Source organism: Peribacillus loiseleuriae (assembly GCF_001183985.1).
GTDB lineage: Bacteria > Bacillota > Bacilli > Bacillales > DSM-1321 > Peribacillus > Peribacillus loiseleuriae.
Genome location: NZ_LFZW01000001.1, coordinates 1,402,669 through 1,420,920 on the forward strand (window position 1 = coordinate 1,402,669; position 18,252 = coordinate 1,420,920).

General features: G+C 36.6%; 17 protein-coding genes. 9 read left to right on the forward strand and 8 right to left on the reverse strand.

All coding sequences use genetic code 11. The annotated features are described in order from the left end of the window. Window positions 1-56: 56 nt before the first annotated feature. Window positions 57-866 carry a cyanophycinase gene (locus tag AC625_RS06300; RefSeq protein ID WP_049680512.1) on the forward strand — a complete coding sequence of 270 codons (810 nt, stop codon included), beginning with the start codon at window positions 57-59 and terminating at the stop codon, window positions 864-866. After that, on the forward strand, window positions 863-3,478 hold the full coding sequence (gene cphA / locus AC625_RS06305; RefSeq protein WP_049680513.1) for a cyanophycin synthetase: 2,616 nt from the start codon (window positions 863-865) through the stop codon (window positions 3,476-3,478). Before AC625_RS06300 ends, cphA begins: the two co-directional genes overlap by 4 nt. Window positions 3,479-3,566: 88 nt before the next feature. Here the strand turns inward: cphA and yidC are convergent, their stop codons facing one another. Beyond that, window positions 3,567-4,322: a membrane protein insertase YidC gene (gene yidC / locus AC625_RS06310; RefSeq protein ID WP_425415479.1), complete on the reverse strand. Its 756-nt coding sequence runs from the start codon at window positions 4,320-4,322 to the stop codon at window positions 3,567-3,569. Between the two features lie 60 nt (window positions 4,323-4,382). After that, window positions 4,383-4,670 (reverse strand): hypothetical protein, encoded by a 288-nt coding sequence (locus AC625_RS06315; RefSeq protein ID WP_049680515.1) that lies wholly within the window; start codon window positions 4,668-4,670, stop codon window positions 4,383-4,385. A 264-nt stretch (window positions 4,671-4,934) separates the two neighbouring features. On the opposite strand from AC625_RS06315, the gene AC625_RS27605 reads away from it, so the two are divergent. Next, window positions 4,935-5,750 carry a hypothetical protein gene (locus AC625_RS27605; protein WP_180320068.1) on the forward strand — a complete coding sequence of 272 codons (816 nt, stop codon included), beginning with the start codon at window positions 4,935-4,937 and terminating at the stop codon, window positions 5,748-5,750. A 122-nt stretch (window positions 5,751-5,872) separates the two neighbouring features. On the opposite strand, the gene AC625_RS06330 is transcribed toward AC625_RS27605, so the two are convergent. Next, complete coding sequence (locus tag AC625_RS06330) at window positions 5,873-6,697, reverse strand: glycerophosphodiester phosphodiesterase (RefSeq protein ID WP_049680516.1); 825 nt, start codon at window positions 6,695-6,697, stop codon at window positions 5,873-5,875. 236 nt (window positions 6,698-6,933) lie between these two features. Between AC625_RS06330 and AC625_RS06335 the strand changes: the two genes are divergently transcribed. Then, window positions 6,934-7,101: a YvrJ family protein gene (locus tag AC625_RS06335; RefSeq protein WP_049680517.1), complete on the forward strand. Its 168-nt coding sequence runs from the start codon at window positions 6,934-6,936 to the stop codon at window positions 7,099-7,101. Window positions 7,102-7,227: 126 nt separating this feature from the next. Here the strand turns inward: AC625_RS06335 and cspD are convergent, their stop codons facing one another. After that, on the reverse strand, window positions 7,228-7,431 hold the full coding sequence (gene cspD / locus AC625_RS06340; RefSeq protein ID WP_049680518.1) for a cold-shock protein CspD: 204 nt from the start codon (window positions 7,429-7,431) through the stop codon (window positions 7,228-7,230). A gap of 1,006 nt (window positions 7,432-8,437) precedes the next feature. Between cspD and AC625_RS06345 the strand changes: the two genes are divergently transcribed. Together AC625_RS06345 and nhaC are read left to right on the forward strand one after the other, a co-directional pair. Beyond that, entirely contained in the window at window positions 8,438-10,015 is a 1,578-nt protein-coding gene (locus AC625_RS06345; protein WP_049680519.1) for a peptide chain release factor 3, read from the forward strand. Between the two features lie 336 nt (window positions 10,016-10,351). Continuing rightward, a complete protein-coding gene (nhaC, locus tag AC625_RS06350) occupies window positions 10,352-11,731 on the forward strand; it encodes a Na+/H+ antiporter NhaC (RefSeq protein ID WP_049680520.1) in 1,380 nt (459 codons plus the stop codon). 63 nt (window positions 11,732-11,794) lie between these two features. Here nhaC and AC625_RS06355 read toward each other — a convergent pair whose 3' ends face one another. The 3 genes from AC625_RS06355 to AC625_RS06365 all read right to left on the reverse strand — a co-directional run bounded on the left by AC625_RS06355 (window position 11,795) and on the right by AC625_RS06365 (window position 13,791). Continuing rightward, window positions 11,795-12,985 carry an FtsW/RodA/SpoVE family cell cycle protein gene (locus AC625_RS06355; RefSeq protein ID WP_049680521.1) on the reverse strand — a complete coding sequence of 397 codons (1,191 nt, stop codon included), beginning with the start codon at window positions 12,983-12,985 and terminating at the stop codon, window positions 11,795-11,797. Between the two features lie 433 nt (window positions 12,986-13,418). Next, a complete protein-coding gene (locus AC625_RS06360) occupies window positions 13,419-13,610 on the reverse strand; it encodes an alpha/beta-type small acid-soluble spore protein (RefSeq protein ID WP_049680522.1) in 192 nt (63 codons plus the stop codon). Next, entirely contained in the window at window positions 13,594-13,791 is a 198-nt protein-coding gene (locus AC625_RS06365; protein ID WP_049680523.1) for a hypothetical protein, read from the reverse strand. Before AC625_RS06365 ends, AC625_RS06360 begins: the two co-directional genes overlap by 17 nt. Window positions 13,792-13,903: 112 nt before the next feature. On the opposite strand from AC625_RS06365, the gene AC625_RS27220 reads away from it, so the two are divergent. Together AC625_RS27220 and AC625_RS26475 are read left to right on the forward strand one after the other, a co-directional pair. Then, window positions 13,904-14,068, forward strand: coding sequence for a hypothetical protein (locus AC625_RS27220; protein WP_049680524.1), 165 nt, complete (start codon window positions 13,904-13,906; stop codon window positions 14,066-14,068). Continuing rightward, window positions 14,061-14,204, forward strand: coding sequence for a hypothetical protein (locus AC625_RS26475; RefSeq protein ID WP_156187431.1), 144 nt, complete (start codon window positions 14,061-14,063; stop codon window positions 14,202-14,204). The genes AC625_RS27220 and AC625_RS26475 overlap by 8 nt, the downstream gene beginning before the upstream one ends. A gap of 100 nt (window positions 14,205-14,304) precedes the next feature. Here the strand turns inward: AC625_RS26475 and AC625_RS06375 are convergent, their stop codons facing one another. Further along, on the reverse strand, window positions 14,305-15,348 hold the full coding sequence (locus AC625_RS06375) for an acyltransferase family protein (protein ID WP_049680525.1): 1,044 nt from the start codon (window positions 15,346-15,348) through the stop codon (window positions 14,305-14,307). A gap of 724 nt (window positions 15,349-16,072) precedes the next feature. Between AC625_RS06375 and AC625_RS06380 the strand changes: the two genes are divergently transcribed. Continuing rightward, on the forward strand, window positions 16,073-18,247 hold the full coding sequence (locus AC625_RS06380) for a PAS domain S-box protein (protein WP_049680526.1): 2,175 nt from the start codon (window positions 16,073-16,075) through the stop codon (window positions 18,245-18,247). Window positions 18,248-18,252: the final 5 nt, after the last annotated feature.

An 18,252-nucleotide genomic window follows, 5' to 3' on the forward strand; every position in this document is an offset into this window, starting at 1 on the left:
GAAGTAGATGATGGGTATTTGGAAAACAAATTATTCTATAAAGGTGATCAAAATCCATGAGTGTTGGTGAGTTATTAATAATAGGTGGAGCTGAAAAAAAGTGTCCACAAGGAGAAGTATTAAATCTGTTTGTTGATTTGGCAAGAAGAAGATCAGGAGCAATTGGTATTATCCCAACAGCAAGTGAGATTCCAGAAGAGGTGTGTGAAGACTATATTCGCACCTTTCATCAATTGGACGTTAAAGATCTTGATATATTGTCCATTACAAGTAGGGAAGAAGCTGATTCTCCTGAAATTCGGACACGAATAGAATCACTTGCGGCTGTATTTATTACAGGTGGAGATCAAAGCCGACTGGCAGACATCATTAGAGGGACCGTTCTTCATGAAGCATTAATGGACACTTGGAGAGATGGGTTGATTCTAGGTGGAACGAGCGCTGGTGCATCCATTATGGCACATCAAATGATTGTTGCTGCGGATACGAAACTTGAAGATGATAAATTGAAGGTTGAGCTCGGAGTGGGATTTGGGTTCCTTGACAAGTTCATCATTGACCAGCATTTTTCGCAAAGAGGTAGATTCGATCGCTTGCTTAGTGCCATTGCAGAAAATAGGGAAGTTATCGGGATTGGGATAGATGAAAATACAGCTATTCTTGTGAAAAACGATCAGTTTAAAGTGTTTGGGGAGCATCAGGTATTAGTCATTGATGGTAGAAATAGTGATTTTGTAGAAATCATTGCTTCAGAAAATGGCAGTGAGGAATTAACGATTGCAAACTTTACACTTCATACACTTACTAAAGGATATCGCTTTGATTTAATAAAAAGACAACTTATAAAAAAGGAGAAAATGAAATGAAAATTAATCGAGTCAGATATTTAAAGGGGCCCAATTATTTTTCATATTCGCCTACCTTGCTTATCGAGTTGGATATTGAAGAATTGGAATACCAACCTTCTGATATCATACCAGGGTTTAATGAAGCGTTAATGGCATCGATGCCTTCACTTCTTTCCCATACTTGTTCACCTGGCTATACTGGTGGTTTCTTTGATCGTCTTAAGCGAGGTACTTGGATGGGGCATATTTTGGAACATATAGCTATAGAACTACAAAATTTAGCAGGAATTGAAGTAAAACGCGGGAAAACGATTGCAGGGGAAAATCCAGGTATCTATTATGTTACGTATAGTTATAAAGAGGAAAAATCAGGTCTTTGTGCATTTAATTCTGCAGTAAAAATCGTAGAGAGCATCCTCTCCGAATCAAAACCTGTAAAAATTGAATCGTATGTGGCTGAAATTGAGGAGCTCTACTATGCAAATAAATTAGGACCAAGTACCGAAGCTATTTATCAAGCAGCTTTAAAAGCGGAGATTCCTGTGCAACATATAGGCGATGATAGTTTATTAAGACTTGGTACCGGTTCTAGGCAAAAGTTTGTTCAAGCAACGATTACGAGTCAAACATCAAATTTGGCTGTTGAACACTCCTGTGATAAACAAATGACCAAGGATATTTTAACAAATTGTGGTCTGCCAGTGCCAATTGGGATGGTTGCCTCTACACTTGAGGAAATCTTCCTTAAAGCGGATTTAATCGGCTATCCGCTTGTCCTTAAACCACTGAAAGGGCGACAAGGTCAAGGGGTGATGACGAATATTAAGAATCGTGAACAGTTGTTTAATATTGTCAATTGTCTTGAGACAGAGGGAGAGTCATATATTATTGAGCGCTATTACCAAGGAAGTGATTATCGTCTTCTTGTGGTGAATGGTCAACTTGTTGCGGCAAGCATGAGAATTCCCCCATATATTATAGGAAATGGCACCGACACAATACAAGAGCTTATTGAATTGGAGAATAAGAATCCGCTTAGAGGCGACGATCATGAAAAACCAATGACAAAGATCCCATTAGATCATTCTGTTAGCTGTTATTTAGAAAAAATGAATCTGTCGCTGCAATCTATTCCAGAAAAGGGTGACATTATTCAAGTTGTTGGGAATGCAAATTTGTCAACAGGAGGGAAAGCAATTGATGTAACAGATCAAGTACACGCCACAATAAAAGACATAGCGGTGTCAGCAGCTAAAGCAATTAATCTGGATATCGCAGGAATTGATGTGATTTGCCCAGACATCTCAAAGTCTTTTAACAGAGAGGAACTGGCTATTATTGAAGTCAATGCAGCACCTGGAATAAGAATGCATCATTTTCCGAGTGAAGGGAAAAAGCGAGATGTTGGAGCAGCCATTGTGAATTATCTATTTAAAGATAGAACAGAAGCAGCTATCCCGATTATCGCGATAACCGGTACGAATGGTAAAACGACAACTGCAAGGCTCGTGTCTCATTTTTTGTCTGAAGTAGGAAGAAAAGTGGGAATGGCAAATTCTGATGGCGTATACATTGGTGGTCAATGTATAGATGAAGGGGATTGCAGCGGACCGATAAGTGCGAGAAAAGTGTTAGCAAATCCGAATGTTGATTATGCGGTCCTTGAAACTGCGCGAGGTGGTATTTTGCGAGAGGGACTTGCCTTTAGGCATTGTGATGTAGGCATCATCACAAATGTGGCTGAAGATCATTTAGGAAGCGATGGAATCGTTACGTTTGAACAATTGGTCAAGTTGAAACGGTTAATTGCTGAGGTTGTTCATGAGTCAGGGTATTGCATATTAAATGCTGAAGATTCGAATGTTGCTAAGATGAGTTCACATAGTAAAGGGAAAATTATTTATACATCACTTACTGAGCAAAATGGTCTTGTAAAAGAAGCGCTACAAGAAGGGGCGGTAGTTTGGTATGTCAATGATTCTGGTTGGATTATATATGCGTGCGAGGGGAAAAAAGAACGTTTTCTGTTAGGAAGCGATATTCCAATTACAATTAATGGTACGGCAAAACATAATCTAGCAAATCTGCTCCAAGCATTAGCTGCTGCTTATTCACAAGGCGTCACGATGGATCAGTTACGAGAAAGAGCGTTATGTTTTTATCCTGATAGTGAACTTTCAAAGGGGCGATTTAATATAAGAGAATTAAATGGGAGAAAAATAATAATTGACTATGCACATAATGTAAGTGGCCTCGCTGCGATATTTGATACCGTTAAAAACTTCGCTAAACGGAGGGTCGTGTCTGTGATTGCTGGCCCAGGTGATCGGAAAGATGAAGATCTAAGAAAAATGGCAGAGTTACTAAGTAAGCATTCAGATATCCTAATGTTGAAGGAAGATGATAACTTACGTGGAAGAGAGCCATTGGAAGTTGCTAAAATAATGAAAGAAACTGCAATCAACAAGCATATGAGTAAGAAAAATGTACTTATTGTTCCGAAAGAACCTGATGCATACCGTGAAGCGTGGGAACTTTCAAAGCCTGGTGACCTCTTGTTGTTTTTTTATACCGACTTTGATTATGTAACGGCATTCTTTTCGAAAATCGCCAAACCAACTCTTAACTAAACTATATGATAAAACCCCGACTTAGAGAAAGTCGGGGTTTTATCGATGGCCAAATAACAAGAGGTTGTCTTAAAATAACATGCTCATGTCATGATTCATTTAACGTTTCAGGAGAAGTAAGTACTTCTTGTTTCGGTTCACGTTTGTATAATTTTTGTAATGTGTACGTTTGGACAATCATGAATAATCCTCCAACTGACCAATAGAGAGGCAAAGCCGCAGGAGCTGAAAATGAAACAAAGAGAATCATAACGGGTGAAAGTAAGCCCATGAATTTCATGCTCGCTTGTTGCTCAGTAGGCATTTGTTTCAGAGAAACTTTGAATTGTAGGTAATAAATTACACCCGCAATTACAGCCATGATCATATCTGCCTGTCCTAGGTTATACCATAGGAAGCTATGTGTAGCAATTTCGTGTGAAGCTTTAATGGCATAATAAAAGCCCATCAAAATTGGCATTTGAATTAACATTGGCAGGCAGCCCATATTTAAAGGGTTGACTCCATGTTTTTGGTACAATGCCATCATTTCTTTTTGAAGTTCTTGTTTTTTTACTGGATCTTTTGTGTGTTTGATTTTTTCTTGAATGGCTGCCATTTCAGGCTTTAAATTGTCCATTTTACCTTTCATCTTAAGCTGTGTTTTGTATTGCTTCATTGTTAAAGGAAGAATGAGAATACGAATCAGTAGCGTCGCTAAGATGATGCTTAATCCATAATTACCATGGAATAGGTGAGCGTTGAATTCAAGGAGCCAAATCAATGGATTAATCAGGAATGTATGAAAAAAACCATCACTTGATCCAGAAGTGGCTTGGCAACCAGTTAACAAAAGTGAAAGCATTGAAACAATTACGATTATATTTTTCTTCAATATATTTCCTCCTCGGTTTGTTTAATCAATCTAAACAACGAGAAGGGAAGCTGGTTCATCTGAGTCATCAGGAGATTCTTTTCTACGAATCGCTATAAAAAATTGCTGAATTCCTCTGCGTTCGAAAAACTCTGCAGATATATATGCATGCTTCAGTTGCATGATTTGATGTGCATCCTGCCCTTTTCCTTGGGTTAAGAAGTCATTTCTATGAATAAAGTAAACGGCTGCAACAGGAATAAAGAGGGTGAGAATATATCCAGCCATCATTGGGTTTAGTACGGTTTGATAATCAAAGTCAAGCAATAATTCCCACATAGAAATCCCTCATTTTCTAGTTAAAAGCTCTACGTACACTATAACAAATTATATTAAATATACAAGTGTTTTAAGAAAGGGAGAAGGTTCCTCCTAACGGAAATTGTGGATATAATGTTTCCTGAGGAATTGTTTTATTCCATTTTAACAAGCTGTAACTCTACCACCATTTTAAAGGGAAAATAGGAATGAAACAAGGTACGATAGGTTATATGCCCACATAGTGTAAAGGGTAATGATAAAGTACATTCGAGGTGAAGGTAAATGAATCCGTTCAACCTAAATTCCGGTTTTAATCTTGAAGGAAATCAGTATGTTAATGAACAAAACAATGATCCTTACTTTAATGAATATGATAATTATGGAGAGTATGACGACGTGATAGCTAGACAGGCAATGAATGATCCAGGGCAATTGCCAAGTCATCAGTGGGAAGATTTAAATCAGCCTGTATTCGGTGAAGGATTTAGGTATCCAAATCAGTCACCACAAGAAGGTGGGTATAGTCAGTACCCTGGCCTACCACTACCAGGAGGAGGTCAGGGTCAGTACCCTGCTGGCCCACCGCTACCAGGAGGAGGCTATGGTCAGTACCCTGGTCCACCACCACTAGGAGGAGGGCATGGTCAGTATCCAGGTCCACCACCAGGAGGAGGCCATGGTCCGTATCCCGGTCCACCACCAGGAGGAGGCCATGGTCAGTATCCTGGCCCACCACCAGGAGGAGGCCATGGTCCGTATCCCGGTCCACCACAAGGAGGGGGCCATGGTCAATATCCTGGTCCACCACCACATGGGGGGCATGGCCAGGATCATCATGATGGACCGCCAACAGCGGCACCTCCACTATTTGTTCCGCAATTAAGTGGTGGGCTTTTGAAAGCTGTGGATCCAGGTAGTTTAAGAGGTTGTTTGTACCGAAATACCTATATTTGGCTAGAAAGTGGCAGAGGCTTTTGGTTTTATCCGACATATGTTGGCAGATATTCTGTTGCAGGTTACCGCTGGAGAAGAAACTTGCAGCGGTGGGTTTACTTTGGTGTAGACGCGGATCAAATTCGTTCATTCCAATGCTATTAAAGGAGCACACGATTTAATTTAACTGTACATGAACAAAGAGGAGGTATTAGAAGTATTCGTTAAGATACTTTTAATGCCTCTATTGTTTATAGAGAATTGGGAATTGCTCATATTAAGGAAAATCAAGTAATAGGCCCGTTATTCTTTTCATTTAAACTGAAATATTCAGGGAAATCAGTCGCGATTCCATCAAGCTTCATTTTCTCAAATGAGTGGATCTGCTTTTGGTTATTGACAGTCCAAGTAAATGCCATCATTCCACATGCTTGTATTCTTTGTTTTAGCTTTTCGTTCATCATTGTTCTTTTGGGGTTGATAAATGAAGCAAATTGTGAATAATTCCGTAAAGCTTTGTTTGATATTCCTTTTGGAGTATGTTTGATTAGGATTCCGACTGGGACTTCAGGTAGAAGCTCGTGGAACTTCTTAATTGAAGTAATATTGAAAGATTGAACCATCACTTTTGGAGACGCAAAGCTTACTTGTAATCTGTTCTTAAGCTCATGAGCTAATACCAATTCAATTTCAGGGTAGTGTTCGGGATGTTTTATTTCGATTAAAATTCCAGAAAAGGGTAAAATTTCATCCAATGCAGTGCTTAATAAGGGAATTCTCTCTCCTTTAAAACGCTCGTCATACCAGCCACCAGCGTCTAATTTAGCCAACTCTTCATATGTGAAATCCCGAACTCTTCCCTTTCCATTTGTTGTTCTTTCCAAGGTTGAATCGTGAAAGACAACAATCTTTCCATCAAAACTCATTTGAATATCAATTTCAATGAAGTCAACTTGATATTCTAAAGCTTTTTTAAATGAAGCTATTGTGTTTTCAGGGCGATGCCCACAAGCACCACGATGACCGATCTTGAAAGAACCATATGTGGAGGGTAGAAGTGGCTGTTTTTTCCTGTTAAACCAACTGTGAAATAAAAGAAAGATTGATTTCATTCGGTTACCTCACTTTCTAAGAACTCTATGTAATATTAAATGCTGTTCAAAAAGCCTGGCTCTCATGTATTTATAATATGCAAAACCATGAAGACTCCCTCTCTTCGAAATTCTAAGCTCATCATATCCTCCTTCTTGATTATGACCTAATCGTATATCGGTGGTACATAATTTATAATATGCTGCTACTTTTTCAAAGTTTGGAGGTATAACGAGAGTGAAAGGAGGTGAACGAGATGAACGAACTTCTAACATTTGTCAGTGACGTTGGCTTTCCAATTATCGTCACGTTATATTTGCTTCATCGATTTGAAGCAAAGCTTGATGTGCTTACTCAAACCATTGTTGAACTGCCAGATCGTTTGAAGGATCACTTCAATTTAAATGATAGAAATGATTGCTGAATGATAGTGTGAAAAAATGGATGAATCGATCTGTTTCATCCATTTTATTTACACCGAATCCGGAGTTATAACGTTTCAATAAAAAAGATGCAGCCAAGTGGCAGCATCTTCACCCATTTAGGTAGATTATAGTTTTACAACATTTTTAGCTTGAGGTCCGCGGTTGCCTTCTTCAATTTCGAATTCGACGTCTTGACCTTCGTCAAGAGTTTTGAAACCATCTCCTTGGATTGCAGAGAAATGTACGAACACGTCGTCGCCGCCTTCTACTTCAATAAATCCAAATCCTTTTTCACCATTAAACCATTTCACTTTACCTGTAACTGTCATTCGATAAATCCTCCTAAAAATTAAGCAAATATTAATATATGATAAAGCTTATTAGTTAAAATAAGCCATTCATATATTAGCAAAATTCCACTAGTTGTGGATGCTTGCTAATATATGAATTCGTTTCACTTTTCTAAATATTATCTACCCAAATTATAATCCATATTATTTTAATCCTCAATCACTAACCTTCATCAAAATGACATTTTTTATCGTATCCTAAAAAATGATTTCTTATACCTGTATACATGAATAATCAGCTGTTAAAACATACATAACTAAGGCAAGTATGTTTAAGTTTTCCATCTCAGGTTAAACAGAAGGATAGAGAGTAGTGATTTATTAACGATTAATTTGGAAGAGGGGTTCTAGAATATGAAGAGAAAGATGTTAAAACGTGTTGCCGTATTAGTTGCTCCTTTGTTGATAAAAGAAGCAAAAAAATATTGGCAAAAGAAACAACAAGCAAAACAACAAAAGCGATAGGTGCCAAACTAAGGTGACTATTTTTAAAATGAAAGCTGTGTGAAACAATATGGTTGTTTAAACGTATTTTGGTTCAATTGTGTGAAACTGTGATTTCATACGCTTTTCACTATGCAAACAGGTAGCAAACCGCCTTCTCCCACTTGCTTGTTGAAGTTCCTTAAAGCCGTTTTCGCTTTTTATAAAAAGATAAAAATGTATAAGTTTCTTCAATAATATTTGATGTCTAGCGAAAGCAGTCTTATACCTTATCTTATGCTATGCCAAAGGTTGATGAAGTCGTTTGTGTTATTCTAATGTGCAACTCATCTTAAGGTATAGCCAAAAAAGAAGCAGATATGATATATTTCTAAAGTGTAGAATGAATGAACATCGTACATGAACTATATCTATTGGTAAAAATGAAGAAGACACTGCCGAATAAGATCTTCATTTTCGTGTGTGATGAATAAGAAAAGATGGGCGTTAGTTTACTTGATGGTGGACACTCCACTTATATAGGATAGAAGGGAATAAACATATGACTACATTAAACGATGAGGTTCAAACAAGAAGAACCTTTGCTATTATCTCCCACCCGGATGCTGGGAAAACAACCTTAACGGAAAAACTGCTTTTATTTGGCGGTGCCATCCGCGATGCAGGAACTGTTAAAGCAAGGAAAACAGGTAAGTATGCGACAAGTGATTGGATGGAGATTGAGAAGCAACGTGGAATTTCAGTCACTTCATCTGTCATGCAATTTGATTATGATGATTTTCGTGTGAATATATTAGATACACCAGGTCACCAAGATTTCAGTGAAGACACATACCGTACACTTATGGCTGTCGATAGTGCTGTGATGATTGTGGATTCAGCCAAAGGGATTGAAGACCAAACGATCAAGCTGTTCAAGGTATGCCGGATGCGCGGGATTCCGATTTTTACGTTTATTAATAAAATGGACCGTCAAGGAAAAATGCCGCTTGAGCTACTTGCTGAACTAGAAGAAGTATTGGGAATAGAGACGTATCCAATGAATTGGCCGATTGGAATGGGAAAAGAATTTGTCGGTGTCTATGACCGGTTTAATAATCGAATTGAGCAATTCAAAAGTGATGAAAAAGATCGGTATCTTCCTTTGAATGATGAAGGAGAATTGGCAGTTGATCATGAATTAAAGGATTCACCTTTATATGAGCAAACGCTTGAAGAAATCATGCTGCTTTCTGAAGCAGGTAACCAGTTCTCGGAAGAAAATATACTAGCAGGAACGCTTAGTCCAGTCTTTTTCGGCAGTGCATTGACGACCTTTGGCGTGCAAACCTTCTTAGATGCATACTTACAATTTGCTCCTGCACCACAGTCACGAAATACGACAGTAGGCGAAATTCAACCAATAAACGAGGATTTTTCTGGCTTTATCTTTAAAATCCAAGCGAATATGAATCCTAAGCATCGTGATCGCATTGCGTTTTTACGCATATGTTCCGGCAAGTTTGAACGTGGGATGAGCGTATTTCTTAGTAGAACAGGAAAACCGATTAATCTGTCATCATCCACTCAATTTTTAGCTGATGATCGTAATACGGTAAATGAGGCAGTGAGTGGTGATATTATCGGACTTTATGATACGGGGAATTATCAAATTGGTGATACGATTACAACGAGCAAGGAAATGTATCAATTTGATCGTTTACCACAATTCACTCCAGAATTATTTATGAGAGTAACCGCTAAAAACGTAATGAAACAAAAGCATTTCCATAAAGGGATTAATCAGCTCGTACAAGAAGGTGCGATTCAGTTGTTCAAAACTATACGTATGGAAGAGTATTTGTTAGGGGCAGTAGGCCAGTTACAATTCGAAGTATTTGAACACCGGATGCGCAATGAATACAACGTCGACGTTATTATGGAGAGAATGGGCAGCAAGATTACTCGTTGGGTAGAGGATGAAAAGATTGATGAAAATCTTCATAGCACACGTAGTATCCTTGTGAAAGATCGTTACGATAAATATGCGTTCCTTTTCGAAAATGATTTCGCTCTGCGCTGGTTCCAAGACAAAAACCCTGATGTAAAGTTATATAATCCAATGGATATGAGTGAATAAAAAATGAGGCTGTCCCATAATGAAAGGGTTAGACCCACATCTCCTTTATATCGTTAATATGACACAATAAACGGTGTATCGAGTGTGAGGTCAGATCCTTTGGGACAACCTCATTTTTTTATTACTTCCGAATTGTTCACATATGAAATTGATGAAAGGAAAGTTGTAACGTAGCGTATCATAATCTTGATAGATAAAAAAAGATTGACAAATCCGGCGTATTGGCTTAAATTTATCTTTATGCTTTATCGCTTAAAAGCGTTTAAGTGAAAGAGATAGATAATTCTCTACATTTGCAACTAAGTCGTTTTTACAACATGAAAGTGGGGAAAACAGGTGGAAGTAAAGAATGTGAAGTTAAAGCTGTCAGTGGGAGAAGCGCTGGTCATCCTTGCCATCTCATTGGCTATAATTGGAATTGGAATTATTCATTATGAAATGACGCCTCATATACCGATACTTGGTGCCATGCTTGTTCTAATTATTTATGGAAGAATGAAAGGGCTAACCTTCTCAATCATTGAAAAGGCTATGATAAATGGGGCAGCTCCTGGTTTAGGTGCGATTTACATTTTCTTTTTTATTGGGATGTTAATTTCGAGCTGGATGGCAAGTGGGACCATTCCGACCCTTATGTTTTATGGATTTGAATATATTTCAGGTGGCTCTTTTTTTGCAATTGTTTTTTTATCAACTTCATTAATTGGCTTATGTATTGGTAGCTCGTTAACAACTTCTGCTACTGTAGGTGTCGCATTTATCGGGATGGCAACTGCGCTTGACTTTTCATTGGCAATTACGGCAGGTGCAATTATTTCTGGAGCATTCTTTGGTGATAAAATGTCTCCGTTATCCGATACAACCAATCTCGCATCTGAAACAGTAGGAGTTCCATTGTTTGAGCATATTCGAAATATGTTATGGACAACCATTCCAGCATTTTTGATTAGTTTGGTATTGTTTTTTATTCTTTCTCCAAACAAAAAAGTTGTGGGTGCTAAAGAAATGGATGAAATGGTATCCGCATTATCTACACACACGACAATCAGTCTATGGAGCTTATTGCCATTCATTATTGTTGGTGGACTAGCAATGAAAAAGGTTTCCGCAATACCTACATTATCCGCAGGGATTATTACGGCAATTATTATTACGTTTTTTACCTCACCAGATGTGACTTTAACAGGAATAGCTGATATTTTATACTCAGGATTTTCTTTAAATAGTGGAGTAGAACAACTTGATTCGATTGTCTCAAGAGGAGGAATTACGAGTATGATGTTTTCCATTTCACTTGTGATTCTGGCACTTGGGATGGGCGGCTTACTTTTTGAACTAGGTATTATCCCTGCTATTTTAGAAGCCGTTAAGAAAACATTGACGAATGTTGGACGCTTAGTAACTGCTACAGTTTTGACTGGAGTTGGCGTGAACTTTCTCGCGGGTGAACAGTATTTATCGATTCTTTTACCAGGGAAAACGTTTGATCAGGAATATGAGAAAATGGGATTGAAAGCAAAGTCATTGGCGAGAGTGTTAGAGGATTCAGGTACTGTAGTAAATCCGCTTGTTCCTTGGGGGGTTTGTGGAGTATTTCTAACCCAAGTACTTGGCGTTTCGACCGTTGAATATGCACCATTTGCTTTATTCTGTATTCTTTGTCCCTTGTTAAGTTTGCTTAGCGGTTGGACAAAAATCGGATTGCACTTCAAATAATCTATCTACACAAAAAAACGCTGTTAGAGTTCTAACAGCGTTTTTTTGTGTAGATAGATTGAATTAATTATTGGATACGAAGTCCTGTTTACTGATAGGCTGCTCTGCTTCTTTCTGTGACTTAAGATTCATACGCATAATAATATTTTGATACATCCCAATAGAAGTCATCAATAGTAAGAGTGATGATCCGCCATAACTAACAAACGGTAATGTTATTCCAGTAATTGGGATGAGGCCGGTAACGCCACCAACATTAATAAAAACTTGAATCCCTATCATTGAGGAAATTCCAATAAGTAGAAGGCTACCAAACGGATCGTCGCATTTAGCAGAAAGAATGAGTCCCCTTAATACAATAAACCCTAAAGTAAGCAATACGAAAGCCACTCCAAGAAAGCCGAGCTCTTCTGCAATAATGGCCATGATAAAGTCGGTATGACTTTCAGGTAAATAGCCATATTTTTGGGTACTTTCTCCCAATCCAACTCCCGTTAAGCCTCCGTTGCCAATTGCAAGTAATGAGTTTGCTAATTGAAGACCAGAGTCCCCTGCATGAAAAGGATCTGAAAAACCTGTGAAACGGGCGACTTTATTAGCAGAAAAAATCTTTGAAATATTACCAGTAACAAAAAATGCGGCAATGGCTACGCAAGCGACCATTAGAAAAACGGTGGATAACTTCACTAGCCCTTTAAAGGTCATTCCTGATGAAATGATGATGGATGCAGAAATTAAGAATACAATGGCTGCAGTTCCGTAGTCAGGCTGTATTCCGATAAGTAAACAGATTGTTACAAGAAAAATAATCGGTGGCATAACGGCTTTGTCCATATTATTGATTCTGTCCTGTCTTTTTCCATAAATGGCTGCTAAGTAAATAATTAAGGCCAGTTTAGAAAATTCACCAGGCTGGATAGAAAGTCCGCCAATTTTAAGCCAACTTTGAGCATTTCCAGCTGTATGTCCATATGAAAAAGTAAAGAGTAGTAATCCAGTAATTCCGAACATCATAATCATTAAGAATTTTTTATTCTGAAAAAATTTGTAAGGAAAGATCATCATAAAAAACATAGCGCAGAAAGATAGTAGCATCGCTTTTTTTTGATTTTGATAAAAATGATCGATGTCGTAATCCCATCTTGCTACTGCTGCAATCATGCTCGAGCTGTATACCATGACCAAACCGAATAAGCAGAGTAACACAATGGCGATGAAGGTGGGATAATCATAAGCTTTTAATATTCTTTTCAATTGTGTGTTCACCTCTGATACGTTTAAGCTATCTGTTTGTTAACCGATTATTTGATAACGGAAAATCAAGAAGAATGATAATATCATATCATGATATTACCACTACTTGCTAATAAATGTTGATGTGTATTCTATTCAAAACATTATTACATACCCTTTAACATTCGCTAATAAACATACATAATCCTTTTCGCATTTATTGTTTTTTGTAATAGTTAGTTTATAATGATTTATTTCAGTTTTTCCAGAATTCATTTTTGGGTATAACGAAAATGGGTAAACATAGTAAATAGAAAGAGGATGACTCTAGTAACAACTCCCCCTATCGTGCTTTTAGAGAAATTGCTATCTTAGAATCATCCTTTGTTTAACTCATGCTACAATGCATGTGATTGTCTTTTAAATCCATTAGATATTCAGTTTTTGGTTATAATTATCTTCCTTGTAATTGAGATTGAGCTTGTTGAACAAGTCGTTTGGTGATTTCTCCACCGACAGACCCATTTGAACGTGATGTTGATTCTGCACCTAATTGCACTCCGAATTCTTGTGCGATTTCATATTTGATTTGGTCAAGTGCTTGTTCAATTCCCGGTACTAATAAATTATTACTGTTGTTTGCCATTTGTAATCGCCCCTAACTTTTTTTCAGTGGTGGTTAACCACTGTACTAATATTATGGGATAATCACTTGTTTTTATTAATGATTTGTTTTGGGAAAGTACATCAATAATGGTTTGAAAGGATGAAGATGGAATACATGTAGAATTACGGATGCTATTAGTTGCATCGTGCGTTTGTTGCATTTTCGGCCTCTTTATTTTTCTGTATTCAGGATTGCTGAAATCTGAATAAAATAGAAAGTAATTACCCCATCCTAACAAGCAAGGTAGTTTGAACAAGGATGGTGGATGAAAAATGAAACGAAAAGCAAATGTAGATGGTGCTGTGAAAACGAGCAAGACGCCAAAACGAAATCAAGCGGAGAATGAATATGCAAATGAGTTTGCAATGGATGAAAATGTAATGAAAGGTGCAAATCGCAATTCAAAACAAGGAAGAAAAGGGAAAACACATGAATAAGCAAAAGGCCAAAAAAAGCGAAAACCCACTTCCTAAATACCAAATTCGAGAAGAATTCGGCACGGAATTTACAAGTGATATGAACGCAGCAAAAATTTATGACGTTCTCGCTTCAAAAAAGAACAAAAAGAAGTAACAAATGAAAATTTGACGATGATAAATAGATAAGTTAAAGCAATCCCCTAGTCTTATGTAGACTAGGGGTTAAATCTTTGGAAGTAAGGTCGGATTTCTTTTTATTGATCCTGCCAGCGCTTTTTATAGAGTTTGAGGTACAGAGAAAATTTCTTGATTAAGTTTACAAATTGTGTTGTTTGTACTTCAATGATTGGTTGTGCAAGTGATGTTACGAACTTGCTTGATAAAAGAATGGTTAGTAAGAAGGAAATTCCCGCAAGCATTATATAATTTTCTGGATCTGTAAAGAAACCTTTTATATTGCTTTCTCTAAAGATACGTATAATAAAGCCATGAAGTAAATATACATACAGTGTTTGCTCTCCCCATTTGGTGAAGAAGTGTCTTTCTCGAGGAATTAAAGAAAGAAAACTAAAGACCATGAGCAAGCTTAGACCATAGAATCCAAACCTTTTGAACATCGAAATGATACTCGCTGCTTCTAATTCGGAATATGGCTTAGATCCAAGAAGCCATTTATAGTTAATGTCTGGGTATAAATAAAAACCAATAAATACAATAACCATAATCATTGCTGCTCCTAAACGAATTTTTGGATTGAACAGCTTGACCAATTGCTCTTTCTTCAGATGGTACCCGATAAGGAACAGAGGGAAAAATACAAAAGTCCTTGATAAACTTAAGAAATTAGTGACTATGTCTACATAGCCTACGAGCAGTGTAATGCCAAATGCAACTGCAATTCCAGTTAATGGCTTCAATTTTGCAAAGCCAAGTAACATGATATTCCAGAAAAATAAGCTAATTAAAAACCAAAGTGACCAATGTGGATTGAGGAGATCTACATTTAAAGTAGTTTTGTCATATAGAAAAAAATAAAAAATCGAATAGATGACTTGGAAAATTAGGTAGGGAATAATTAGCTTCTTTGTAATTTTAGAAATATATCCTTTTTGGTAAAATCCTTTTGCGAAAAAACCAGAAACTAAAATAAAAGCTGGCATATGGAAGGAATAAATGGTTTTATAGAGCGCATATATTTCCTCGCTACCTTGAATATAACTGTTTAAAAGATGGCCGAATACGACAAACGCTATCAAAATAAATTTTGCATTATCAAAATAAAAATTTCTTTTTGTCACAAAGTGTCCTCCATTCAAAATATCTCCTTACATGAGCAAAAAAAGGTACACTTTTTTATACCCACTTTTTATGAACGAAAATCATTATACTAAATATTCTTTTATAAAAAAAATATTATTATCCTCGCAATTATCTGAATTTTAATTGAAAAAATTCTAAAATAGTCAGGTTAAATAACGAAATAATGTTAATATGTAAAAGAAAGTAATTGTAACATTTTTCTATATATTAACAGAAAATATACGTCTAATAATGCTTGTTCAAAAAGGAGGATAAAAAGAGCCAAGAAGTTCGAGGAGTGATCGTCTCTCGACCTACGCGTATACAGTAATACGTGAGCAGCAAAGAGGCAGAGCTTTGAATCAATTCGTAAGCTTTTTTATTTGAATTTTTGAAGAACATCCAATAGAATTTGTTTCACATATCGCCTATTTTTTCTAATTATATGGTATTTTTTAAGAGATTGATTATTTCTCCAATTTCCTTATTTTACATTTGAAATATTTTAGTTTTTGGATATTTAGACTTCAAAGGTATACAGAGCATATATTTGATTAATTAAAACAGGATATTCTAACTTTTGCAAAGCATATAGACTTAAACAGATCTTAGCCGATGTACCGTATGCGCTTACGTTTAAAATATTTGAAATGAAAGGAGAGAAGGGAAGTATTTTCGACTTGAAAAAAAGTAGCGAAGTCGAGATATTTTACCCGTATCAGAATGAAAAATGTAAATCCTTCACTACCGGATTTATCTAGTTATAAACAGGAAATAGACCATTTACTTTATCGAATTGAAGAATTTAACGATTTACTTGATTCATTATCTGAAGCATACATTATGTTAAACATCGAAAATAAAATAACTTATGCTAATCAGTCTGCTTGTCGGTTATTTAAGCTGACTCCAGAAGAGATTCTATTGGGTAAGATAATAGAAGAGTCACAAATGATTTGTCTTCCTTTAATTACTACGATTCAAAACCTGAAGCATTGTAATCAGTGGATTCTTCAGTTAAAAAACGGAGACATCAAACAGATTGAATATGAAAAAAATTGCTCCAAAAGGTATGGTCACCGCATTTTGAAGTTACAAGATGTGACAAGTAAGACCACTTTTAGTTATGAGCCCATTGTTCCGATGCAATTATTTTTGGATGTATTTAAGTATGCAGTCGATAGCATCATAATTTACGATAAAAATGGAGAAATTATGGATGCGAATGATTCGTTTTGTAAAATGCTTGGCAAGTATAAAAGAGATATTATTGGTGATAACATACAAGAAATTATTTCTCCTTATAGCCTACACAGTTGGCAGGAAGGGATGGAGAAAGTGAACCAATATGGGTCCTTTAACGGAGAGGTAGAAATGTATTCTGATGATGAATTCAGTTTATTCAGATACATCACAAGCACGAATAAGCAAAACAACCTGTATATGTCTATTTTAAGAAATATGTCAGAAGGAATGATGATGAAGCAAAGAGCTGAGAAAAGTGAAAAGATCTTCGCGGAGTTGTTCGACCATTCAATGGATGCGATTCTTTTTTGGAAAGATGATGGATTAATTTTCCAGGCGAATGAAGCAGCTTGTAAAATCTTTGAATCAACTCACGATGAACTAATTGGTAGCACAATTGGCAGCTATGTATACAAAAATAATCAAAATTTCAAAAAAGTATTTAGAAAATTCCGAGAAATAGGAGAAATCCGAGAAGAGCTATTTTTTAAAATGCCAAATGGTCAAATAAAATTATTAGAGTTCACTGGAAAAAAACATTATGCTGAGGGCTATAATTTAACAATCTTTCGTAATGTTAGTGAGAGATGGCAGATTGAAACAGAACTAAGGAAAAGTGAGTGGAAGTTTAGAAAAATCTTTGAAGGTTCGCTAGATGGTATGATTCTTTGGACTAATGACCGAATTATTGATATTAATCATGCAGGCACTTCAATACTCGGAGTTCAGAAGAAAGATTCTCTTAAGGGGTCATTTGAAAAAATAATCATTCCTAACACTGAAAAAGAATTAATTGAACTATTAAATGAGCATATTGAGCTTGCCATGCTAAATGAATCTGAAATATCAACCATTGCGATTCGGTATGAAAATGGAGAGGTAAAACATATCGAATTTGCTACACGAGAGAACGTATACGTTGGGACTAATTTTACAATTATTCGAGATGTCACAGAAAAACTGGCAATGGAAGAGCAGATTCGTAAATCAGATACACTTCATGTTGTAGGTGAGCTCGCAGCTGGAATTGCACATGAAATTCGCAACCCCATGACTGCTATAAAAGGCTTTATTCAATTGCTTCAAAGCAGTGTGAAAGAAGACTTTTCGACCTATTTTAATGTGATTACATCAGAGCTTCAGCGTATAGAAACGATTATAACGGAGTTTTTATTCCTTGCTAAGCCTCAAGCGCTAAAATTCTCTAACCAAGATGTAAATGTTATTGTAAGAGAAACAGCTGACTTTCTTGCCGCTCAAGCTATGCTTAATAATATCCAGCTTAAACGAAATCTCACGAAGAATGATTGTGAAATTTTTTGTGAAGGAAATCAATTAAAGCAAGTACTCATCAATATTATTAAAAATGCGATTGAAGTATCGAATGATGGTGGTTTCGTAATCATTAATACGGACCGAATTGATCATTCATTTGTAAAAATCTCGATTATCGATCAAGGTCCTGGAATTCCAGCAGAAAAGCTGAGAAGGCTAGGGGAACCATTTTATACAACGAAAGAACGAGGGACAGGTCTTGGACTCATGGTTAGTTATAAAATTATTGAAGAGCATAAGGGATATATCGAAGTAGAAAGTGAAGTAGGTAAAGGAACGGCATTCCATATCTTCCTGCCTATTCCAAGAGAGGGTTAGAGCTA

Coding starts and splice junctions, on each gene's coding strand:
- AC625_RS06300 (WP_049680512.1), top strand. CDS start 57: ATGAGTGTTGGTGAGTTATTAATAATAGGTGGAGCTGAAAAAAAGTGT.
- cphA (WP_049680513.1), top strand. CDS start 863: ATGAAAATTAATCGAGTCAGATATTTAAAGGGGCCCAATTATTTTTCA.
- yidC (WP_425415479.1), bottom strand. CDS start 4,322: ATGCTTTCACTTTTGTTAACTGGTTGCCAAGCCACTTCTGGATCAAGT.
- AC625_RS06315 (WP_049680515.1), bottom strand. CDS start 4,670: ATGTGGGAATTATTGCTTGACTTTGATTATCAAACCGTACTAAACCCA.
- AC625_RS27605 (WP_180320068.1), top strand. CDS start 4,935: ATGAATCCGTTCAACCTAAATTCCGGTTTTAATCTTGAAGGAAATCAG.
- AC625_RS06330 (WP_049680516.1), bottom strand. CDS start 6,697: ATGAAATCAATCTTTCTTTTATTTCACAGTTGGTTTAACAGGAAAAAA.
- AC625_RS06335 (WP_049680517.1), top strand. CDS start 6,934: ATGAACGAACTTCTAACATTTGTCAGTGACGTTGGCTTTCCAATTATC.
- cspD (WP_049680518.1), bottom strand. CDS start 7,431: ATGACAGTTACAGGTAAAGTGAAATGGTTTAATGGTGAAAAAGGATTT.
- AC625_RS06345 (WP_049680519.1), top strand. CDS start 8,438: ATGACTACATTAAACGATGAGGTTCAAACAAGAAGAACCTTTGCTATT.
- AC625_RS06360 (WP_049680522.1), bottom strand. CDS start 13,610: ATGGCAAACAACAGTAATAATTTATTAGTACCGGGAATTGAACAAGCA.
- AC625_RS06365 (WP_049680523.1), bottom strand. CDS start 13,791: ATGCAACAAACGCACGATGCAACTAATAGCATCCGTAATTCTACATGT.
- AC625_RS27220 (WP_049680524.1), top strand. CDS start 13,904: ATGAAACGAAAAGCAAATGTAGATGGTGCTGTGAAAACGAGCAAGACG.
- AC625_RS26475 (WP_156187431.1), top strand. CDS start 14,061: ATGAATAAGCAAAAGGCCAAAAAAAGCGAAAACCCACTTCCTAAATAC.
- AC625_RS06380 (WP_049680526.1), top strand. CDS start 16,073: ATGAAAAATGTAAATCCTTCACTACCGGATTTATCTAGTTATAAACAG.